This window comes from Pseudoroseomonas cervicalis (assembly GCF_030818485.1).
GTDB classification, from domain to species: domain Bacteria; phylum Pseudomonadota; class Alphaproteobacteria; order Acetobacterales; family Acetobacteraceae; genus Pseudoroseomonas; species Pseudoroseomonas cervicalis_A.
Map to the genome: position 1 here is coordinate 13,372 of NZ_JAUTAJ010000005.1, position 19,490 is coordinate 32,861.

General features: G+C 74.7%; 17 protein-coding genes. 12 read left to right on the forward strand and 5 right to left on the reverse strand.

What is annotated here, in order from left to right:
* Positions 1 to 56: 56 nt before the first annotated feature.
* From QE401_RS21800 to QE401_RS21825, 6 genes are all read left to right on the forward strand, one after another.
* A complete protein-coding gene (locus QE401_RS21800) occupies positions 57 to 1,196 on the forward strand; it encodes a molybdopterin-binding protein (protein ID WP_307140306.1) in 1,140 nt (379 codons plus the stop codon).
* Positions 1,193 to 3,166, forward strand: a complete 1,974-nt coding sequence (locus QE401_RS21805; protein WP_307140307.1) for a molybdopterin biosynthesis protein — start codon at positions 1,193 to 1,195, stop codon at positions 3,164 to 3,166. Before QE401_RS21800 ends, QE401_RS21805 begins: the two co-directional genes overlap by 4 nt.
* A gap of 114 nt (positions 3,167 to 3,280) precedes the next feature.
* Positions 3,281 to 4,189: a LysR family transcriptional regulator gene (locus tag QE401_RS21810; protein WP_307140308.1), complete on the forward strand. Its 909-nt coding sequence runs from the start codon at positions 3,281 to 3,283 to the stop codon at positions 4,187 to 4,189.
* Between the two features lie 117 nt (positions 4,190 to 4,306).
* Positions 4,307 to 5,317 (forward strand): Bug family tripartite tricarboxylate transporter substrate binding protein, encoded by a 1,011-nt coding sequence (locus QE401_RS21815; RefSeq protein WP_307140309.1) that lies wholly within the window; start codon positions 4,307 to 4,309, stop codon positions 5,315 to 5,317.
* Between the two features lie 87 nt (positions 5,318 to 5,404).
* Positions 5,405 to 6,436: a zinc-dependent alcohol dehydrogenase gene (locus QE401_RS21820; RefSeq protein WP_307140310.1), complete on the forward strand. Its 1,032-nt coding sequence runs from the start codon at positions 5,405 to 5,407 to the stop codon at positions 6,434 to 6,436.
* Positions 6,433 to 7,125, forward strand: coding sequence for a hypothetical protein (locus tag QE401_RS21825; protein ID WP_307140311.1), 693 nt, complete (start codon positions 6,433 to 6,435; stop codon positions 7,123 to 7,125). Before QE401_RS21820 ends, QE401_RS21825 begins: the two co-directional genes overlap by 4 nt.
* On the opposite strand, the gene QE401_RS21830 is transcribed toward QE401_RS21825, so the two are convergent.
* A complete protein-coding gene (locus QE401_RS21830) occupies positions 7,122 to 8,024 on the reverse strand; it encodes an NUDIX hydrolase (RefSeq protein ID WP_307140531.1) in 903 nt (300 codons plus the stop codon). The two genes, QE401_RS21825 and QE401_RS21830, sit on opposite strands and share 4 nt — an antisense overlap.
* Before the next feature lie 410 nt (positions 8,025 to 8,434).
* Between QE401_RS21830 and QE401_RS21835 the strand changes: the two genes are divergently transcribed.
* From QE401_RS21835 to QE401_RS21845, 3 genes are read left to right on the forward strand one after another with little or no spacing between them, the layout of a single operon-like run.
* The gene (locus QE401_RS21835; RefSeq protein ID WP_307140312.1) at positions 8,435 to 9,184 is read left to right on the forward strand and encodes a gluconate 2-dehydrogenase subunit 3 family protein; all 750 of its coding nucleotides are present in this window, start codon (positions 8,435 to 8,437) and stop codon (positions 9,182 to 9,184) included.
* Positions 9,181 to 10,950: a GMC family oxidoreductase gene (locus QE401_RS21840; protein ID WP_307140313.1), complete on the forward strand. Its 1,770-nt coding sequence runs from the start codon at positions 9,181 to 9,183 to the stop codon at positions 10,948 to 10,950. Before QE401_RS21835 ends, QE401_RS21840 begins: the two co-directional genes overlap by 4 nt.
* Positions 10,950 to 12,179: a c-type cytochrome gene (locus QE401_RS21845; RefSeq protein ID WP_307140314.1), complete on the forward strand. Its 1,230-nt coding sequence runs from the start codon at positions 10,950 to 10,952 to the stop codon at positions 12,177 to 12,179. The genes QE401_RS21840 and QE401_RS21845 overlap by 1 nt, the downstream gene beginning before the upstream one ends.
* 14 nt (positions 12,180 to 12,193) lie before the next feature.
* On the opposite strand, the gene QE401_RS21850 is transcribed toward QE401_RS21845, so the two are convergent.
* The 4 genes from QE401_RS21850 to modA are packed head-to-tail and all read right to left on the reverse strand — an operon-like array spanning position 12,194 to position 15,196.
* The gene (locus QE401_RS21850) at positions 12,194 to 12,577 is read right to left on the reverse strand and encodes a winged helix-turn-helix domain-containing protein (RefSeq protein ID WP_307140315.1); all 384 of its coding nucleotides are present in this window, start codon (positions 12,575 to 12,577) and stop codon (positions 12,194 to 12,196) included.
* Position 12,578: 1 nt separating this feature from the next.
* Entirely contained in the window at positions 12,579 to 13,682 is a 1,104-nt protein-coding gene (gene modC / locus QE401_RS21855; protein WP_307140532.1) for a molybdenum ABC transporter ATP-binding protein, read from the reverse strand.
* Positions 13,682 to 14,401, reverse strand: coding sequence for a molybdate ABC transporter permease subunit (gene modB / locus QE401_RS21860; protein ID WP_307140316.1), 720 nt, complete (start codon positions 14,399 to 14,401; stop codon positions 13,682 to 13,684). Before modB ends, modC begins: the two co-directional genes overlap by 1 nt.
* Positions 14,402 to 14,410: 9 nt before the next feature.
* Positions 14,411 to 15,196, reverse strand: a complete 786-nt coding sequence (gene modA / locus QE401_RS21865; RefSeq protein WP_307140317.1) for a molybdate ABC transporter substrate-binding protein — start codon at positions 15,194 to 15,196, stop codon at positions 14,411 to 14,413.
* Between the two features lie 230 nt (positions 15,197 to 15,426).
* Between modA and QE401_RS21870 the strand changes: the two genes are divergently transcribed.
* From QE401_RS21870 to QE401_RS21880, 3 genes are all read left to right on the forward strand, one after another.
* Positions 15,427 to 15,960, forward strand: coding sequence for a sigma-70 family RNA polymerase sigma factor (locus tag QE401_RS21870; protein ID WP_307140318.1), 534 nt, complete (start codon positions 15,427 to 15,429; stop codon positions 15,958 to 15,960).
* An 84-nt stretch (positions 15,961 to 16,044) separates the two neighbouring features.
* Positions 16,045 to 17,073: a FecR family protein gene (locus QE401_RS21875; protein WP_307140319.1), complete on the forward strand. Its 1,029-nt coding sequence runs from the start codon at positions 16,045 to 16,047 to the stop codon at positions 17,071 to 17,073.
* A gap of 16 nt (positions 17,074 to 17,089) precedes the next feature.
* The gene (locus QE401_RS21880) at positions 17,090 to 19,486 is read left to right on the forward strand and encodes a TonB-dependent siderophore receptor (protein ID WP_307140320.1); all 2,397 of its coding nucleotides are present in this window, start codon (positions 17,090 to 17,092) and stop codon (positions 19,484 to 19,486) included.
* Positions 19,487 to 19,490 lie beyond the last annotated feature (4 nt).

The window sequence follows — 19,490 nt, forward strand, 5'->3', positions numbered from 1 at the left end:
CCGCCCCGGGCGCCGCCCCGCTTGCGGGACGCGGCGCCAGGCGGCATTGGCGGGGTGTGACACGTATCGCCGCCCCGCCCCTGCTGACCGACCCCGACCTGGCCCTGGCCCGGCTGCTGGCCCTGCTGCCGGCGCTGGCGCCGCGCCGCCTGGCCGCGGGCGAGGCGGTCGGCCTGGTCCTGGCCGAGGCGCTGCGCCTGCCCGGCCCGGTGCCGCCGGCGCCGCGCGCGCTGCGCGATGGCTGGGCGCTGGAAGCCGCCGAGACCCTGGGCGCCGGCCCCTACGCCCCGGCGCCGCTGTCCCGCGCCCTGGCCGTCGCCAGCGGCGAGGCCCTGCCACCGGGCTGCGACGCCGTGCTGGACCCGTTCGACATCACCCATCTCGGCCCGCTGCGCGCCGCGCTGCGCGACGCCATCCCCGGCGAGGGGGTGCGCGGGGCCGGGGAGGAGGCGCCGGAAGGGTTCCTGCTGGCCGGGGCCGGCACCAGGCTGCGCCCGCTGGCCCTGCCGCTGCTGGCGGCGGCCGGGATCGGCAGGGTCGCGGTGCGGCAGCCGCGCCTTGCGCTGCTGCCGGTGGGCGAGGAATGGATGGGCGGCATGGCGGACAGCCTCTCCCCCTGCCTCGCCGCCCTGGCCCTGGTGGAGGGCGCCGCCTGCCGTCTCCTGCCCGCCGTGCCGGACGCGCCCGATGCCATCGCCGCCGCGCTGCGGGGCGCCGCGGCGGAGGCCGATCTGCTCTGCACCCTGGGCGGCAGCGGGCAGGGGCCTTCCGACCACAGCGCCGCCGGGCTGGACGCGGCCGGGGCGCTGCTGCTGCACGGCATCGGCGCGCGGCCCGGGGCCAGCGCCGGCTTCGGGCAGGCCGGCGCGACGCCGGTGCTGCTGCTGCCCGGCCGGGCCGAGGATGCGCTGGCCGCCTGGCTGCTGCTGGCACGGCCGGCGCTGCGCCGGCTGGCCCAGGCCGCGCCGCCGCCGCGCCGGAGGCTGCGCCTGGCGCGCAAGCTGGCCTCCAGCGTCGGGCTGGCCGAGATCGCCCTGCTGCGGCGGGAGGGGGAGGCGGCCATCCCGCTGGGCCTCGGCAGCCTGACGCTGGCCGCCCTGGCCCAGGCCGACCACGCCCTGATCCTGCCCGCCGCCACCGAGGGCCATGAGGAAGGCGCCTGGATCGAGGCCGAGCCGCTCTGGAGCCCCGCATGACCGAGACCGACGGCCTGCTGGCCCGCATCCGCCGTGCCGCGCGGCAGGAGCAGTTCCTGGAAGTGCTGCCGGCCGAGGAGGCGATGCGCCGCTTCCGCGATGCGCTGGAGCTTGCTCCGCTGCCGGCGGAGACGGTTGGGTTGGCGGCGGCGCTGGGCCGGGTAGTGGCCTCGCCGGTCGCCGCCGCCATGGACGCGCCGCCCTTCGACCGCGCCTCGGTGGATGGCTTCGCGCTGCGCGCCGCCGACACCGCCGGCGCCAGCGAGGCCGCGCCGCGCCGCCTGCGGCTGAATGCCGAGCTGCTGGCCTGCGGCGTCGCCCCCGCCATCGCCGTCGCGCCGGGCACGGCGACGGCCATCGCCACCGGCGGCGTCATCCCGCGCGGCGCCGATGCGGTGCTGATGGTCGAGCACAGCGCGCTGGAGGAGACGCCCGAGGGCCCCGTCATCGCCGTGCAGCGCGCCGTGGCGCCGGGCCAGTTCATCGGCTTCGCCGGCAGCGACATCGCCCGTGGCGAGACGCTGCTGCGCCGCGGCGCCATCATCACCGCGCGCGAGATCGGCATGCTGGCCGCTTCCGGCCATGCGGCGGTCGCGGTGGTGCGGCGGCCGCGCGTCGCGGTGCTGTCCACGGGGGATGAGCTGGTGCCGCCGGGCACGCTGCCCCTGCCGCCGGGCGCCATCGCCGACAGCAACGCCGCCATCCTCGGCGCGGCAGTGGCCGAGAATGGCGGCGAGGCCCTGCCGCGCGGCATCCTGCCGGATGACGAGGCGAAGCTGGAGGCCGCCGTGCGGGCGGCGCTGGCCGAGGCCGATATGGTCGTGCTGTCGGGCGGCACCAGCAAGGGGGCGGGGGATGTGTCGCACCGCATCCTGGCGCGGCTCGGCCCGCCCGGCATCGTCGCGCATGGCGTGGCGCTGAAGCCGGGCAAGCCGCTCTGCCTGGCCGTCGCCGGGGGCAAGCCGGTGGTGGTGCTGCCGGGCTTCCCGACCTCGGCCATCTTCACCTTCCACGAATTCGTCGTGCCGGTGCTGCGGGCGCTGGCCGGCCTGCCGCCGCGCCAGGAGACGGAGCGCGAGGCGCGGCTGGCGCTGCGCACGCCGAGCGAGCTGGGCCGCACCGAATATGTCATGGCCTCGCTCGCCGAGGCGCCGGAGGGCGGGCTGGCCGCCTGGCCGCTCGGCAAGGGTTCTGGAAGCGTCACCGCCTTCGCCCAGGCGGACGGCTTTTTTTCGGTGCCCGCCCTCTCGGCGGGGGTCGAGGCGGGGGCGGAGGTGCGGCTGCGGCTGATCGGTGGCGCGGCGCCGCTGCCGGATCTCGCCATCATGGGCAGCCATTGCGTCGGGCTGGATGCGGTGCTGGACGCGCTGGCGGCGCAGGGGGTGCGGGCCCGCAGCCTGGCGGTGGGCAGCCTGGGCGGGCTGGCCGCGGCGCGGCACGGCGAATGCGACATTGCGCCGGCGCATCTGCTGGATGCCGCCAGCGGTGCCTACAACACCCCCTATCTGGAGCCGGGCCTCACCCTGGTGCCGGGCTGGCGGCGCATGCAGGGGGTGGTGTTCCGCCCCGGCGACGCCCGGTTCGAGGGTCTGGCGGCGCGCGACGCCGTCGCCCGGGCGGCGGCCGATCCCGCCTGCCTGCTGGTCAACCGCAATGCGGGCTCGGGCACCCGCATCCTGCTGGACGGGCTGCTCGGCGGGGCGCGGCCGCCCGGCTATGCCAACCAGCCGAAATCCCACAATGCCGTGGCTGCCGCCGTGGCGCAGGGCCGCGCCGATTGGGGGCTGGCCATCGACACGGTGGCGCGCGCCTACGGTCTCGGCTTCCTGCCGGTGGCGGAGGAGCATTACGATTTCTTCCTGCCCGAGGCGCGGCGCGGCCGGCCGGCCGTGCAGGCCTTCCTGGCGGCGCTGGCCGAGCCTTCGCTGCGGGCGCGGCTGGCGGCCCTCGGCTTCCGGCCTTCCGGCTGAGCGGCGCGTCATCCACCGAAACTTATCCACCGAATCTGGGGATCGGCCTGTGCGTAGCCCTGTGGACAAATCGCCCGGACGCTGTCGGGCGCGCGGGCGGCAAGGCCCGGCGCCGTGCTGACGCTGCGCCAGATCGAGGTGTTCCGCGCCGTGCTGCAGGCCGGCAGCATGATGGGGGCGGCGCGGCGCCTCGGCATCGCCCAGCCCACCGTCACCCGCGTCATCCGCCGCATGGAGGATGTGGTGGGCGTGCCGCTCTTCGACCGCGCCGCCGGCCGGCTGACGCCGACCGCCGAGGCGCGGCGGGTGCTGGAGGAGGTGGACCGCGCCTTCGAGGGGCTGAGCGCCGCCTTGCTGCGCGCCAGCCGCGCCGCGCGGCCGGAGGAGGGGCATCTGCAGCTCGGCGTCTCGCCGAGCCTGGGGCGGGTGCTGGTGCCGCGCGCGCTGGCCGGGCTGGTGGCGGCGCATCCGGGGCTGTCGCTGCGGCTCGACGTGCTGTCGGTCAGCCAGGTGGTGGCCTATCTGCGCGACGGGCCGGGGGAGGCCGCCGTCACCCTCTACCCGTTGCTGGAGGCCGGCATCCACAGCCAGCATGTGGGGCAGGGCGCCATGGTCGCGCTGGTGCCGCGCGGCTGGGACCTGGCCTCCCGCCCGGCGCTGCGGCCGCGCGACCTGGAGGGGCGGGCGCTCGCCATGTTCGAAGGCTATTCGGTGCATGGCCAGGCGCTGAGCGCCTGGCTGGCGCTGGATGGCGCCAGCCCCGGCCAGCGCCACCAGGTGCGCTTCGCCGAATCCGCCGCCGCTTTGGCCGAGGCCGGGCTCGCCATCGCGCTGGTCGATGCCTTCAGCGCCATGGCGGTGGATGAGCGGCGCGTGGCGATCCTGCCGGCGCTGGGGGCCGGCCGGTTCAACGTCTATCTGCACCGGGTGCTGGACCGGGTGCAGGGCCGCTTCCTGCCGCCCTTCGCCACGCTGCTGAGCCAGGCCATCGCCGAGCGTGCCGTCGCGCTGCCCATGCCCTGAGGCTATGGCCCCCTTCCAAGCTGGCGCTTGCCAGGGAAGGGGCGGCGCGCGCCTATGCCGGCTGAACGCGGCCCCCGAATGGCCGGGCCGCCAAGACGCGACGATGGAGGAACGCCCATGACCCGACCGAACCCGCTCGGCCATCCCCTTGCCCGGCGCGCGGCGCTGAGCGGCGCGGCGGGGCTCGGCCTCGCGGCGCTGGCGCCCGGCGCAGCGCGGGCGCAGGCGGCGGCCTGGCCGCAGCGCGTGCCGACCATCGTGGTGCCGTTTGCCGCCGGTGGCGGCGTCGATGTCGCCACCCGCGCCATCGCCGACCGGGCCGGGGAGGCGCTGGGCCGCCGCCCCGTCATCGAGAACCGTGGCGGCGGCAGCACCATTCCGGCGACGCAGCAGGTCGTCCGCGCCGAGCCGGATGGCTACACCATCCTGGCGGTGCCGACGACGACGGTGATCAACCCCGCCTTCCGCAACGACCTGCCCTATGACTGGCAGACCGACCTGGTGCCGGTCGGGCTGATCGCGCGGCTGCCCTTCGTGGTGGTGACGCGCGCCGCCTCCCCGGTGCGGGACATGGCGGCGCTGGCCGAGGCGACGCGGCGCGCCCGCACGCCGCTGACCTTCGGCTCGGGCGGGGCGGGGACGGTGGCGCATCTGGCCGGCGAGTTCTTCGGGCTGCGCACCGGCATCGAGGTGCAGCACGTGCCCTATCGCGGCGAGGCGCCGGCGCTGACCGACACCATCGCCGGCAATCTGGATGTGATGTTCTGCAGCCTGGCCGCGGCCTCGGGGCAGATCCAGGCCGGGGCGCTGCGGGCGCTGGGGGTCACCACCGCCTCACGCGTGGCGAGCCTGCCGGAGGTGCCGACCGTCGCCGAGCAGGGTTTCCCCGGCTATGACGTCTCCGCCTGGATCGCGCTGGCGGTGCCGCGCCGCACGCCCGCCGAGGTGGTGGCCACCCTGAACCGCGCCTTCAACGAGGCGCGCCAGGACAGCGCGCTGGCCGCCCGCCTGGCGCAGCTGGGCGCCGAGCCCGCCGGCGGCACGCCGGAGGAGCTTGGGGCCTTCATGCGCCAGGAAGCCGCGCTGTGGGCCAAGGTCGTCACCGACGCCAAGGTCCGCCTGGAATAGGCCACGGCCAGCTGACAGAAAAAAGAAGGGGTCCGGGGAATTCCTTCCCCGGCCTTGCTGTCCTGCTTTTGCAAGGAGGCGGAAGCCATGCTCGCTTTGCGCAAGCCCACCCCCGCGCCCGGCCTGGTCCTGGCCGATGTGCCCGAGCCCGTCGCCGCCCCTGGCGAGGTGCTGATCCGCGTCGAGGCGGCCGGCATCTGCGGCACCGATGTGCATATCGCCGAATGGAGCGCCGGCTATGAGTCGATGCGCGCCGCCATGCCGGTGACGATCGGCCATGAATTCGCCGGGCGTGTGGTGGCGCTGGGCGAGGGCGCGCTGGGCGTCGCCGAGGGCCAGCGCGTCACCGTGCGCCCCTCCACCGTCTGTGGCCGCTGCGCCGCCTGCGCCGGCGGCGACCCGGATGGCTGCACATCGCGGCGCGGCATCGGCATCGGCCGCGATGGCGCCTTTGCCGCGCTGGTGCGGGTGCCGGCGCTGAACTGCGTCGCGGTGCCGGAGGGGCTGGATGCCGAGCTGGCGGCGATGGCCGAGCCGCTCAGCGTGTCCATGCACGCCGTGGACCTGGCCGCCGTGAAGCCCGGGCAGCGTGTGCTGGTGCTGGGTCCGGGGCCGATCGGGCTCGGCATCCTGATGTTCGCGGCGGCGGCGGGGGCAGAGGTGGTGCTGGCCGGGCATGGCGATGCGGCGCGGCTGGAGGTGGCGCGGGCGCTCTGCCCCGGGGTGGTGGCGCTGGATTTGGCCGGCACCGACCTGCCCAGCGCGCTGGAGGCGGCCGGGCAGGCGGCGCCGTTCGACGCGGTGATCGAGGCCGCCGGCGTCACGGCGGCGGTGGAGCAGGGGCTGGCGCGGCTGCTGCGCGGCGGGGTGTTCGTGGTGGCGGGCATCCATGCGCGCCCGGCCCCGGTCGATCTGACGCGGCTGGTGCGCATGGAGCAGACGATGCATGGCGCCTATCGCGCGCCGATCGCCGACTGGCCGCGGGTGCTGGCCTTCCTGGCGCGGCAGGGCGAGGCGGCGCGGCGGATGATCACCCACCGGCTGCCACTGGCCAAGGCGCTGTCCGGCTTCTCCGCGGCGCAGGATCGCAGCGCCGCCAAGGTGATGCTGCTGCCATGACCGGGGCGCTGCTGGCGCTGTGGAACGGCGCCCGCCCCGGGGCCCTGGCCGAATACGAGACCTGGCACGGCATCGAGCACGCGCCGGAGCGGCTGGGCGCGCCGGGTTTTCGGTTCGCCCGGCGCTATCGCGCCGAGGCCGGCGCGGCCGGGGGGTTTTTCACGTGGTACGGGCTGGACGATCTCGGCGCGCTGGAGACGCCGGCCTATGCGGCGCTGCAAAGCGATCCCACCGCCTGGTCGGCGCGGATGCGGCGCAGCCTGACCGGTTTCCGCCGCCTGCCCGGCCGCATCCTGGCGGAGGAGGGGCGGGGCATCGGCGGCGCGCTGGTGACGCTGCGCCGGCCCGGGCCGGCGGCGGCCGCCTGGTCGGCGCTGGCCGCGCCGGTGCAGGCGGCGCTGCGCCAGGGCGCGCTGCTGCGCTACGCCTTCGCCGAGGCGGCGCAGCAGGGCCAGGCCTATTCGGTCTTCCCCGACGCGCCGGCGCCCATAGAGGAAAGCCTGCTGCTGCTGGAGGGCACGGAGCCCGCGAGGCTGGCGGATCTCGCCGCCACCCTGGCCGCGCCCGGCGACACGCCCGGCCATTGGCGGCTGCTGCAGAGTGTCGAGCGCCGCGAATTGCCGGAGGCCGCGCGCCAGGCGCCACGCGACGACCTGGAAAAAGCCTGGCGCGCGGAGGCCGCGGGCTAGGCGCGGGCCAGCGGCAGCTTGCTGCCGGCGGCGGCGCGCTCGGCCAGCACGGCGCGGCGGAAGCGGAACAGCCGGGCCGGGCGGCCGCCGGTCTCGGCGGTGCTGTCGCCGGTCTCCTCGACCAGGGCCTGCTGCTCCATCAGCCGGCGGAAATTCTGCTTGTGCAGCTTCTGCCCGGCCAGCGCCTCGACGCTGCGCTGCAGCTGCAGCAGGGTGAAGCGCTCCGGCATCAGCTCGAAGACGATGGGGCGGTAGCGGATCTTGGCGCGCAGCCGGGCGATGGCGGTGGCCAGGATGCGGCGATGGTCATGCGCCATCGGCTCCCCCGGCGCCTGCCAGGGGGCTGCTTCCCCGGGCCGCGCGGCCTCGGGCACCAGCCCCGCCTCGAAGAGCAGCTCGTAGCGCTGCAGCACCAGCTCGTCATTCCAGCCGGCCTCGTCCAGGCCGAAGGCGGCGGCCAGGCGCTGGCGGCGCAGGCGGCGCGGCGCGCTGCCCTCCGCCGCCTGCGCCCAGCGGCGCAGGGCCGCCAGCAGCGCCGGCATGCAGGCGGGCGGGCCGTCGCGCCAATCCTCCCAGGGGAAGTAGCGGTACCAGCCGCGCCAGCCGGCGACGCCATCGCCGGAGGCCTCGCCCTCCCGCGTCAGGCCGAGATAGGAGATGGAGATGACGCGCTGCGCCTCGCCCAGCAGGCGGTCGCCATCGGCGAAGGTGTAGAGCTGCTCGAGATAGCCCAACGGATGATGCGTCTGCCGCTCCACCTGCTCGCGCAGCCCGGCTTGCAGCGAGCGATGCGCGGTGACGAAGGGGCCGGAGGGCAGCGCCGCGCCGTCATGGATGGTCAGGATGCGCGGCACGCCCTCGGTGACGGCGACCAGCGCCGCGATCAGCTCCACCACCAGCTCGGGCACCAGCTCGGGCACCGGCTCCGGCACGGCGCCCGGCGCCGGATCCGGCGCGGTCGGGCGGGAGGGGGGCGCTTCGGGCATGGCGGCCCTTATCGCATGGCGGGCCGGCCGCCGCCAATCGGCGCCCGGCGGCGGCAGGCGGTGGCAGCTATTGGCAGCCGCCGGAGCCTCACGCCGTCTTGAGCGCGAGCGGGGCTGACGCGGGGCCAAGCCTGGGCGTTGCATGGGGGCGCAGAGCATGGCGGGGATGCGGGATCTCCACCGCCAGCCTGTTCTCCCCTGCCGCCCGGGTCCCCTGCCCGGCGATGCGTCCTGCCCGCACCCCGGCTCCGCCCTGCACGGCGCCGGGCGCTCTTGCCGAACGTGTCACCGACCAGGCCGGCCCGCCTTGACGAGGATCGGTGATGCCCGGTTCGACACGCCGCCAATTGCTGGCCGCCTCCGCCCTGTTCGGGCTGACCGGCACGGCCTTCGCCCGCAGCTACACCGAGCGGCCGCCCTGGCGGCCGGGCGAGGCCTATCCGCCGCCCGCCATCAACCCGGGCGGCTGGCACTATCTGAACGCCGCGGAGGTGGCGACACTGGAGGCGATCGTCGACCGGCTGATCCCGGCCGATGATCTCAGCCCCGGCGGGCGGGAGGCGGGCTGCGTCGTCTTCATCGACCGCCAGCTGGCCGGGCCCTATGGCACGCATGAATGGCTCTACATGCGCGGGCCCTTCGCCGAGCACCCGCTGCCGCAGCAGGGGCTGCAATCGCCGCTGACGCCGCGCCAGCAATACCGCCAGGGGTTGGCGGCGCTGGCCGCGCATTGCCGCGACGCCTTTGGCGGCCGCCGCTTCGAGCAGCTCTCGGCCGCGGAGCAGGACCGGCTGCTGGCCGGGCTGGAGAAGGGCGAGGTGCCGCTGCCCGGCTATGGCGGCCCCGGGCTGAGCAACCGGTCCTTCTTCGAGCTGGTGCTGCAGAACACCATGGAAGGCTTCTTCGCCGACCCCGTCTATGGCGGCAATCGCGACATGGCGGGCTGGCGCATGATCGGCTTCCCCGGCGTGCGCTACGATTTCCGGGACGTGCTGGAACGCCCCGGCCAGCGCTACACGCGCCCGCCCGTCGCCATCATGGGCCGGCCCGAATGGAATGGGAGGCCGGCATGAGGCGGCTGCCGAAGAAGGATGTCGTCATCGTCGGGCTGGGCTGGACCGGCTCGATCATGGCGTATGAGCTGTCGCGCGCCGGGCTCGACGTGGTGGCCATCGAGCGCGGGCCCTGGCGCGACACGGCCGCCGACTACAATCTGGCGACGGCGCCGGACGAGCTGCGCTACGCCATCCGCCAGGACATCTTCCTGCGCCCGGCGCAGGACACGCAGACGGCGCGCAACAGCCTGGACCAGGTGGCGCTGCCGATCCGCAAATACGGCTCCTACCTGCCGGGCAATGGCGTGGGCGGCGCGGGCGTGCACTGGAACGGCCATACCTGGCGCTTCATGCCGAGCGATTTCAACCTGCGCTCGCATCTGGTCGGCCGCTATGGCGAGGGCTTCCTGCCCGAGGGCAGCACCATCCAGGACTGGCCCGTCAGCTATGACGAGCTGGAGCCGCATTACGATTTCTTCGAGAAGGTCTGCGGCATTTCCGGCAAGGCCGGCAATCTGCGCGGCGCGATCCAGCCCGGCGGCAACCCCTTCGAGGGCTGGCGCTCGGACGAATATCCGACGCGACCGCTGCGCATGAACCTGGCGCAGACCATGTTCGAGAAGGCGGCGACCGATCTCGGCCTGCATCCCTTCCCGCTGCCCTCCGGCAACATCTCGGAGCCCTACACCAACCCCTATGGCGTGCGGCTGGCGCCCTGCACCTATTGCGGTTTCTGCGAATGGTTCGGCTGCGCCAACTATTCGAAATCCAGCCCGCAGACCTGCGTGCTGCCGGTGCTGATGCGGCAGCCGAATTTCGAGGCGCGCACCCTGTGCGAGGTGACGCGCATCAACACCAGCCGCGACGGCCGCATGGCCACCGGCGTCACCTATGTCGATTCCAGCGGCGAGGAATGGGAACAGCCGGCAGAGATCGTGCTGCTCTGCGCCTATTCGCTGTTCAATGTGCGGCTGCTGATGCTGTCGGGCATCGGCCGGCAATACGACCCGGCGACGGGGGAGGGCACGCTGGGGCGCAACTACGCCTACCAGACCAATGCCGGCAGCGTCGGCTATTTCAGCCGCGACACGCATTTCAACCCCTTCGCCGGGGCCGGCTCGCTCGGCATGATGGCCGATGACTACAATGGCGATGTGTTCGACCACGGGCCGCATGGCTTCATCGGCGGCGCCAACCTGAACTGCACCACCACCAATGGCCGGCCGATCATGAGCCGGCCCGTCCCGCCCGGCACGCCGCGCTGGGGCGCGCAATGGAAGCGCGCCACCGCCGAGACCTATGGCCACACCGCCAATGTCGGCTCGCAGGGCAGCTCCTACAGCTATCGCGACGTCTATCTCGATCTCGACCCGACCTACAAGGACCGGCTGGGCCGGCCGCTGATGCGCATGACCTTCGACTTCAAGGAGAACGAGCTGAAGATGTCGCGCTTCATCGTCGAGCGCACGGCGGAGATCCTGCAGGCGATGGGGGCGGAGCGCATCGTCAAGAACAACAAGAGCGGGCCCTGGAGCGTCGTGCCCTACCAGACCACGCACAACACCGGTGGCGCGGTGATGGGCCACACGCCCCAGGACAGCGTCGTCAACCGCTACACCCAGCACTGGGACGTGCCGAATCTGTTTGTCTCCGGCGCCTGCCTGTTCCCGCAGAATGCCGGCTACAACCCGACCGGCACGGTGGGGGCGCTCACCTACTGGGCGCTGGACGCCATCAAGAACCAGTATCTGCGCAACCCCGGCCAGCCCATGGTGCAGGCGTGATGCGCGCGCCCCTCGCCCTGGCGGCGCTGCTCGGCCTGCTCTGCATGGGCACGGCGCGGGCCGACCCCGACAATTTCACCGAGGTGGAGCGCGGCCGCTACCTGGCGCGCGCCGGCGATTGCGTCGCCTGCCATCTCGGCCCCGACCGCCAGTCCCTGGCGGGCGGCCACCGGCTGGAAACGCCCTTCGGCGCCATCGCCGTGCCCAACATCACGCCGGATGCGGAGACCGGTATCGGCAGCTGGAGCGCCGACGACTTCCACCGCGCCATGCACAAGGGGGTGCGGCCGGACGGCACGCATCTCTACCCGGCCTTTCCCTACACCGCCTTCACCCGCCTCTCGCGCCAGGACAATGACGCGATCTACGCCTATCTGCGCACGCTGGAGCCGGTGCGCAACGCGGTGGACCGCGACACGCTGCCCTTCCCCTTCAACATCCGCGCGCTGATGGGGATCTGGAACCGGCTGAACTTCACCCCGGGCGAATTCCAGCCCGACCCGCAGCGGTCGGAGGCCTATAATCGCGGCGCCTATCTGGTGGAGGGGCCGGCGCATTGCGGGCTGTGCCACACGCCGCGCAACCTGCTGGGCGGTGACCGGGACGGGCAGCATCTGCAGGGCGGTGTGCTGCAGGACTGGTTCGCCCCCAACATCACCGCCGACCGGCGCGTCGGCATCGGCGGCTGGTCGGATGACGAGATGGTCGAATACCTGCGCACCGGCCGCAACGCGCACAGCGCCGCCAGCGGGCCGATGGCGGAGGTCGTGGCCTTCTCCACCAGCCAGCTGAGCGAGGCGGATCTGCGCGCCATCGCCGTCTATCTGCGCGAGCGCGGCGCGGCGGCCGAGCCGGCGCCGGCGCCGCTGGCGGCGGAGGAGCCGCGCATGCGGACGGGCTCGGCGATCTATGCCGATAGCTGCGCCGCCTGCCATCGCGGCAATGGCAGCGGCGTCGACCGCATGTTCCCGCGCCTGGCCGGCAGCGCGCTGGTGCAGCAGGGCGATGCCACCAGCGTCATCCGCATGATCCTGGAGGGTGGCCAGGCGGCGGCGACGCCGCTGGCCCCCACCGCGCCGGCCATGCCGGCCTTCGGCTGGCGGATGAACGACCGGCAGGTGGCGGATGTCGCCACCTATCTGCGCAATGCCTGGGGCAATGCGGCGCCGCCGGTGACGCCGGAGATGGTGCAGAAGCTGCGCGCCTCACTCTCCGGGCGCGGCGGCTGAACGGGGCCGGGGGGTCAGCCCCCCGGCGCCTCCTCCAGCGCGCGGCACAGCGCCGCCAGATGCGGGGCGGCGGCCTGTTCCGCCTCGCGCTCCACGGCGCGGTAGCGGGCGATCACCGCCTCGCCCAGCGGGGTCAGCCGGGCGCCGCCGCCGCCCGCCCCGCCGGGGGCCGCCTCCACCACAGGCCGGCCGAGCTGCCGGCTCAGCTCATCCGCCAGCTCCCAGGCGCGGCGGTAGGACATGCGCAGCGCCCGCCCGGCGGCGGAGATCGAGCCGCGATCGCGGATTTCTTCCAGTAGCCGCACCTTGCCGGGGCCGATGCGGGCGCCGCTTGGCAGTTCGATGCGCAGGCTGAGGCGTGGCGCCGCCGCTGCGTCCTGGTCCCTGGCCCGTGCCATGTCAGGGCGCCGCCTCGGCGCCGCCGCCGCGGAAGGCGACCGATTTGATCAGCGCCCAGACCGGCTGCCCCGGCGAGAGGGAGAGGCGCTGCACCGCATCCTCGGTCAGCCGTGCCAGCAGCACCGCCTCGCCCACCCGCAGCCGCAGCATGCGTTCATGCGGCGCGCCGGGCTCGATCGCCTCCAGCAGCGCCGGCAGCTGGTTGCCGATCGACAGGCCCTGCAGCGGCGCCGTCGCCACGGCGATGTCGCGGGCGCGCAGCCGCAGCCGGAGGGAGCTGCCCACCGGCTCCTCCAGCAGCGGCACCAGAAGCTCGCCGCCGGCGAAGCCCAGCCGCGTCAGCCCGCGCGAGGGCGCGTGCGCCTCGACGCGGCAGGGCAGCACCACACCGGCATCCCGCCGGCCGGAGAGCAGCGGCAGGTCGGTGCGCAGCGACAGCGCCTCCGGCGTGCCGCAGGCCAGGACGCGGCCGCCCTGCATCAGCACCAGCGTGTCGGCCAGCCGGTCCACCTCGTCCAGCGCGTGGGTGACGTAGAGGATCGGGATGCGCAGGGCTTCGCGCAGGCGCTGGAAATAGGGCAGCAGCTCCGCCTTGCGCGCCGCGTCCAGCGCCGCCAGCGGCTCGTCCATCAGCAGCAAAGCAGGGCGGCTGAGCAGGGCGCGGCCGAGCGCCACGCGCTGCTTCTCGCCGCCCGACAGCGCCGCCGGGCGCCGGCCCAGCAGATGCGGGATGCCGAGCAGCGCGACGATCTCGGCGAAGCCCGGCCCCGCCGCGCCACGCGGCGCGCGCCTCAGCCCGTAGCGGAGGTTGCTCTCCACCGAGAGATGCGGGAACAGCCGCGCCTCCTGGAAGACCAGGCCGCAGCGGCGGCGCTCGGCCGGGATGTCGTGCCGCGTCGCGCTGTCGAACAGCAGCGTCTCGCCAAGCGCGATGCGCCCCTCGCGCGGGCGCAGCAGCCCGGCGACGGCGGCGAGCAGCGTCGACTTGCCGCAGCCGGAGGGGCCGAACAGCACGGTGGTGCCGGGCAGCGGGGCCTCGAAGGCGGCATCCAGCAGAAAACCGTCGCGCCCGGGGAAGCCGTGGCGCAGCGCGACCTGCAGCATCACGCGGCCTCCCGCCCCAGCGCCCGACGCAGGCGGCGCCCGGCCCATTCGGCCAGCAGCAGGCCGGCGATGGCGAGGCTGAAGGAGATGCCGGCGAGCTTGGCCGCCGTCGCCTCGCCGCCCGGGGTCTGGGTCGCGCTGTAGATCGCCAGCGGCAGGGTCTGGGTCTGGCCGGGGATGTTGGAGGCGAAGGTGATGACGGCGCCGAACTCGCCGAGGCCCGCGGCGAAGGCGGTGATGGCACCGGAAAGAATACCCGGCGCGATCAGCGGCAGGGTGATGGTGACGAAACGGTCGAGCGGACCCGCGCCCAGGCTGCGTGCCGCCGCCTCCAGCCCGGGATCGACCTGCTCCAGGCTCAGCCGCACCGCGCGCACGATCAGCGGGAAGGACATCACCGCGGTGGCCAGCGAGGCGCCGGCGGTGGTGAAGACCAGGCGCAGCCCGAACCATTCGTGCAAAAGCCCGCCCACCGGCCCGCGAATGCCGAAGGTGACCAGCAGCAGCCAGCCCACCACCACCGGCGGCATCACCAGCGGCAGATGCACCAGCGCGTCGAGCACGGCGCGGCCGGGGAAGCGGCCGCGCGCCAGCAGCCAGGCCGCCAGCACCGCCGGCGGCAGGCCGAACAGCACCGAGCGCAGCGCGACCGAGAGGCTCAGCCGCACCGCCTGCCATTCCTCGGGCGTGAGGAAGCCCGCCGGATCCACCCCCCCCATGGCGCTGCGTCAGGGCGCCTGGAGGGCGAAGCCGAAGCGGCGATAGAGCGGCGCCGCCTCCGCCCCGGTGAGGAAATCGAGAAAGGCGCGCGCCTCGGCATTGCCCCCGGCGCGGCGGGCGAGGGCGAAGGGGTAGGTGACGGGCGGGTGGCTCTCGGCCGGGAAGCTGCCCAGCAGCGTCACCCCGCGCGAGGCGGCGGCGTCGGTCGCATAGACGATGCCGAGCGGCGCCTCGCCGCGCTCGACCAGCAGCAGGGCGGAGCGGACATTGTCGGCCCGCGCCAGGCGTGGCGCCACGCGCTCCCACTGCCCCATCCAGCTCAGCGCCGCCTGGGCATATTTGCCGACCGGCACGTTGGAGGGGTCGCCGGTGGCGATGCGCCCGCCCTCGCCGGCCAGCGCCAGAAGGTCGGTCTGCCGGGTGATGGCGAGCGGCGCCAGGCGGCTATCGGCGGGGGCCACCAGCACCAGCCGGTTGGCCAGCACGCTGCGGCGCGTCGGGTCCAGGATCAGCCCGCGCTGCTGCACATAATCCATCCAGGGCTCGTCGGCCGAGGCGAAGATGTCGGCCGGCGCGCCCTGCTCCATCTGCCGCGCCAGGGCCGAGGAGGCGGCGAAGGAGAAGCGCGGGGCGGGGTGCCCCTTGGCGCGCCAGGCCTCGGCCAGGGCGCGCATCGCATCCGTCAGGCTGGCGGCGGCGAACACCGTCGGGCCCTCCGCGCCCTGGGCGCGGGCGCCGGTGCCGGAGAGCAGCAACAGGGCGGCGGCGGCCGCCAGCAAGACCCGGCGATGCATGGCGAGGACCCGTTCGTCGTTCCCGAATGGCTATAGCGGTCCGCCACCCTGGCGGACAAGCCGGCGCTGCCCGGCGCCTGCCGGACGCTGCCAGGCGGGGGCGCTTCGCGTCTTGTTGAGCCGGCGACCCGCCTCCCGATGGTGCGCTGCGTATTGCGAATGTTTCTCATTTGCGCCAGCATATCGACCGCCCCCCGGCCCGGCGGCCGGGCCCGCCAAGGACAAACGCCGTGCCTGAGGAAGACAGCCAGCTCGATCTTTATGTGCTGCACCGCGCCGCGCTGGTCGACTATGCGACTCCGATCGCAGGCAGCCGGGCGGTGGCGGAGGATGTGGTGCAGGAAGCCTGGCTGCGCTTCAGCGCCGCCGCGCGCCAGCCGCGCGGCGCCGAGCAGGCGATCCTGAAGCCGCTCGGCTATCTGCACCGCGTGGTGCGCAACCTGGCGCTGGACGGCGCCCGCCGCCTGGCCTGGGAAGGCGCCTGGCGGCGCGAGGCCGGGGCGGTGGCGCTGAACCACGCCCATTCGCCCGAGCAGATCCACGCCGATCGCGAGGATATCCGCCGCGTCGCCGACGCCCTGGCCGAGCTGCCCGAGCGCACCCGCCGCGCCTTCGAGCTGCACCGCATCGCCGGCCTGACCATGCCGCAGATCGCCGCCGAGCTCGGCATCTCGGTCGGGCTGACGCATCAGCTGATCCGCCAGGCGGTGACGCATTGCGCCGAACGGCTCGATGGCCCTGGACCCGGGCAGGCGCTATCCTGAAAAACGCGGCCGATCGATCGTCTCGGGAATGGGAGATGGGCGCGACGCCGCGCCCTGTCCCTTTCCTGCCCGACTGTCGAACCCATGGTCCCCAGAGAGCAAGCGTCAGAATCCGGGCGGCAGCCCGCGGCGGTCCCCGCGACCGGACCCGCCGCGGCGCGCGAGGCCGCCGCGGCCGAGGCGCTGTGGGACGAGGCCCTGACCTTCTCCATCGCCCTGCGCGAGACCCCCGGCGACGCCGCGCTGCGCCGCGCCTGGCAGGATTGGCTGGCGCGCGGCCCGGCGCAGCGCGCCGCCTGGGCGCGGGCCGAGCGGGTCTCGGCGCTGATGGGCGAGGCGGTGCGCGGCACCGGCGCGGCGCGGCGCCCGGCCCGCACCGGCCGGCGCGCCTTGCTGGCCGGCGGTGGCCTGGCCGCCGCCGCCGCGGTGGCGGGCCTGGCGGCGCCCGGGCTGTGGCGCGGCTGGAACGCCGATTACCGCACCGGGGCGGGGGAGCTGCGCCAGCTCACGCTCGAGGATGGCACGCGGGTCGAGCTCGACACCGCCACCGCCCTCTCGGTCGCCTACACGCCGGGGCGGCGCAAGCTCTGGCTGCATTCCGGCCAAGCCTTCTTCGCCGTGGCGCACGACCCGTCGCGGCCCTTCACCGTGCAGGCCGAGCCGGTCGCGGTCTCGGTGCTGGGCACCCGCTTCAACCTGCGCCGCACCGGCGAGCGGGTGGAGCTGGCGGTGGAGCAGGGCGAGGTCAGCGCTGCCCTGCCGCCCGGGCGCGAGGCGCCGGCGGCCGAGCTGCTGCTGGGCGCCGGGGAAAGCCTCTCGGCCGATCTGGCGCAGCAGGCGCTGCGGCGCGGCCGGCTCGACCCCGGCCAGGCGCTGGCCTGGCGCAGCCGGCGCCTGGTGGCCGATGCCAGGCCGGTGGCCGAGCTGCTGGAGGAGATCGGCCGCTATTATCCGGGCCTGGTCTGGCTGGCCGATTCGGGACTGGGCGAGCGGCGGGTCACCGGGCTCTACGATCTGACCGACGTGCCGCAGGCGGTGCGCCGCGTGGTGGCGCCGCTGGGCGGGCGGGTGCGGCAGATCTCGCCCTATCTGCTCTGGGTCGGCGCCGCCTGACGCCGCGCCTCGGCTGATGGCGCCGCCTTCCCCGCGCCGCCGGCACCGCCTGGCCGGGGCGGCGCTGCCGCTGCTGGCCCTGCTGCCGGCCGGCGCCATGGCGGCGGGCGCCGCCGGCTGCGCCGATCTGCTGCCGGCGGCCGAGTTCGCCATCGAGCTGCCGGCCCAGCCGCTCTCCACCGCGCTGCTCTCGCTCGGCCAGCAGGCGGGCTTCGCCATCAGCGCCGATGCGGCGCTGCTGCAGGGGCTCTCCGCCCCCGCCCTGGCCGGCAGGCTGCGCCCGGCCGAGGCGCTGGACCGGCTGCTGCGCCCGGCCGGGCTGGGCTGTGCGCCCCTGCCGGCCGGCGGCATCACCCTGCGGCGCGGCAGCCCCGCCACCGCGCTGGAGGGGGTGACGGCGCTGCCCGAGCTGCCGGTCACCGCGCGGCCGCTGGCGCCGGGCGGCGCCTGGCCGGTGCTCGACCTCGCCGCCACCGCCGGCAGCAAGGCGCCGACGCCGCTGCTGGAACTGCCGCAATCCGTCTCCCTGGTGCCGCAGGCGCAGATCGCCGCGCGCGGGGCGCAGAGCGTCTCCGCCGCGCTGCGCTATCTGCCGGGCGTGCAGGCCGAGCCCTATGGCGCCGACACCCGCTACGACCAGGTGAAGCTGCGCGGCTTCGACGCGCATGGGCTCGGCGACTACCGCGACGGGCTGCGCCAGCCGGCCAACAGCTTCGCCTATTTCCGCACCGAGCCCTTCGGCCTGGAGCGGATCGAGGTGCTGCGTGGGCCGAGCTCCATGCTCTATGGGCAGAACGCGCCGGGCGGGCTGATCGACCGCATCTCCAAGCAGCCCCCCGACCAGCCGCTGCACGAGCTGGCCCTCGCCTATGGCAGCCGTGACCGGCGCCAGGCCAGCATCGATCTCGGCGGCCCGCTGAACGAGGCCGGGGCGCTGGCCTACCGGCTGACCGGCCTGGCCCGGGCGGCCGACAATGCGCAGTACAAATCCATGCCGGATGACCGGCTCTATCTGGCGCCCTCGCTGCGCTGGCGGCCGGATGGCGAGACCAGCCTGACCCTGCAGGGCGAATGGCTGCAGGATCGCAGCGGCTACAACTGGTACTACACCCCGCCCGGCGGCCGTCCGACCCGCACCTGGCTGGGCGAGCCGGATTTCGACAGCTTCCGGCAGAGCCAGTACCAGCTCGGCTACCGGCTGGAGCACCGCCCGGCCGAGGCGCTGACGCTGCGCCAGGCGCTGCGCTTCGGCCATCTCGAGATCGACAATGACTATGTCTATGGCGTCACCGCCGGGCGCGACGGGCGCACGGTCTCCCGCGTCTGGGAGAGTTTCAGCCAGCGGCTGGACGGGCTGGCGCTGGACAACCAGGCGGAGCTGCGGCTGCGCAGCGGCGCGCTGCGGCACCGTCTGCTGGCCGGGCTCGACTACCAGCAGACGCAATGGTCCAGCCTGGGGCGGGGTGGCTATGCGCCCTCCCTCGACCTGGCCAGCCCGCGCTATGGCCAGCGCATCGACCGCAGCCGCTCGCAGCCCAGCCAGGACGGTGCGCAGCGGCTGCAGCAGCTCGGCCTCTACCTGCAGGACCAGCTGCGGCTGCAGGATTGGGTGCTGACGCTGGGGGCGCGGCAGGACTGGCTGTCCGGGCGCGCCAGCAACCGGCTGACCGGGACGGGCAGCGACCTGGCCGAACAGGCCACCACGGCCCGCCTCGGCCTGACCTGGCTGGGGCCGGCGGGCTTCGCGCCCTATGCGAGCTACAGCACCTCCTTCCAGCCGCAGATCGGCACCACCGCGCCGGCGCGCGGCGCCACCCCCTACAGGCCGAGCACCGGCACGCAGTATGAGCTAGGCGTGAAATGGCAGCGCCCGGAGGGGGAGAGCTACGTCACCCTCGCCGGCTTCCGCCTGGAGCAGCGCAACGCCACGGTGGCCGATGCCGACAACCCGGGCTACAGCCTGCAGGCCGGCGGGCTGCGCAGCCAGGGGCTGGAGCTGGAGGCGGTGGCGAAGCTCGATGAGGGGCTGCGCCTGGCCGCCGCCTACACCTATCAGGATGTCGAGGTGACGCGGCACAGCGATGCCGCGCTGCTCGGCAAGCGGCCGATCCTGGTGCCGCAGCGCATGGCCTCGCTCTGGGCCGAATACGCGGTCAGCGAGGGGGTGCTGGAAGGGCTCGGCCTCGGTGCCGGGCTGCGCTTCCGCGGCCGCTCCTACGCCGACCCGCAGAACAGCCGGCGCAACGACGCCGCCACGCTGTTCGACGCCGCGCTGCATTACGACATTGACCGTTACCGCCTGTCGCTGACCGCCACCAACCTGGCCGGCACCGCCGTCGCCTCCTGCCAGAACGCCATCTGCTACTGGGGGGAGGGCCGCACCGTGCTGGCCGCCCTGCGCTACGCCTGGTGACGTT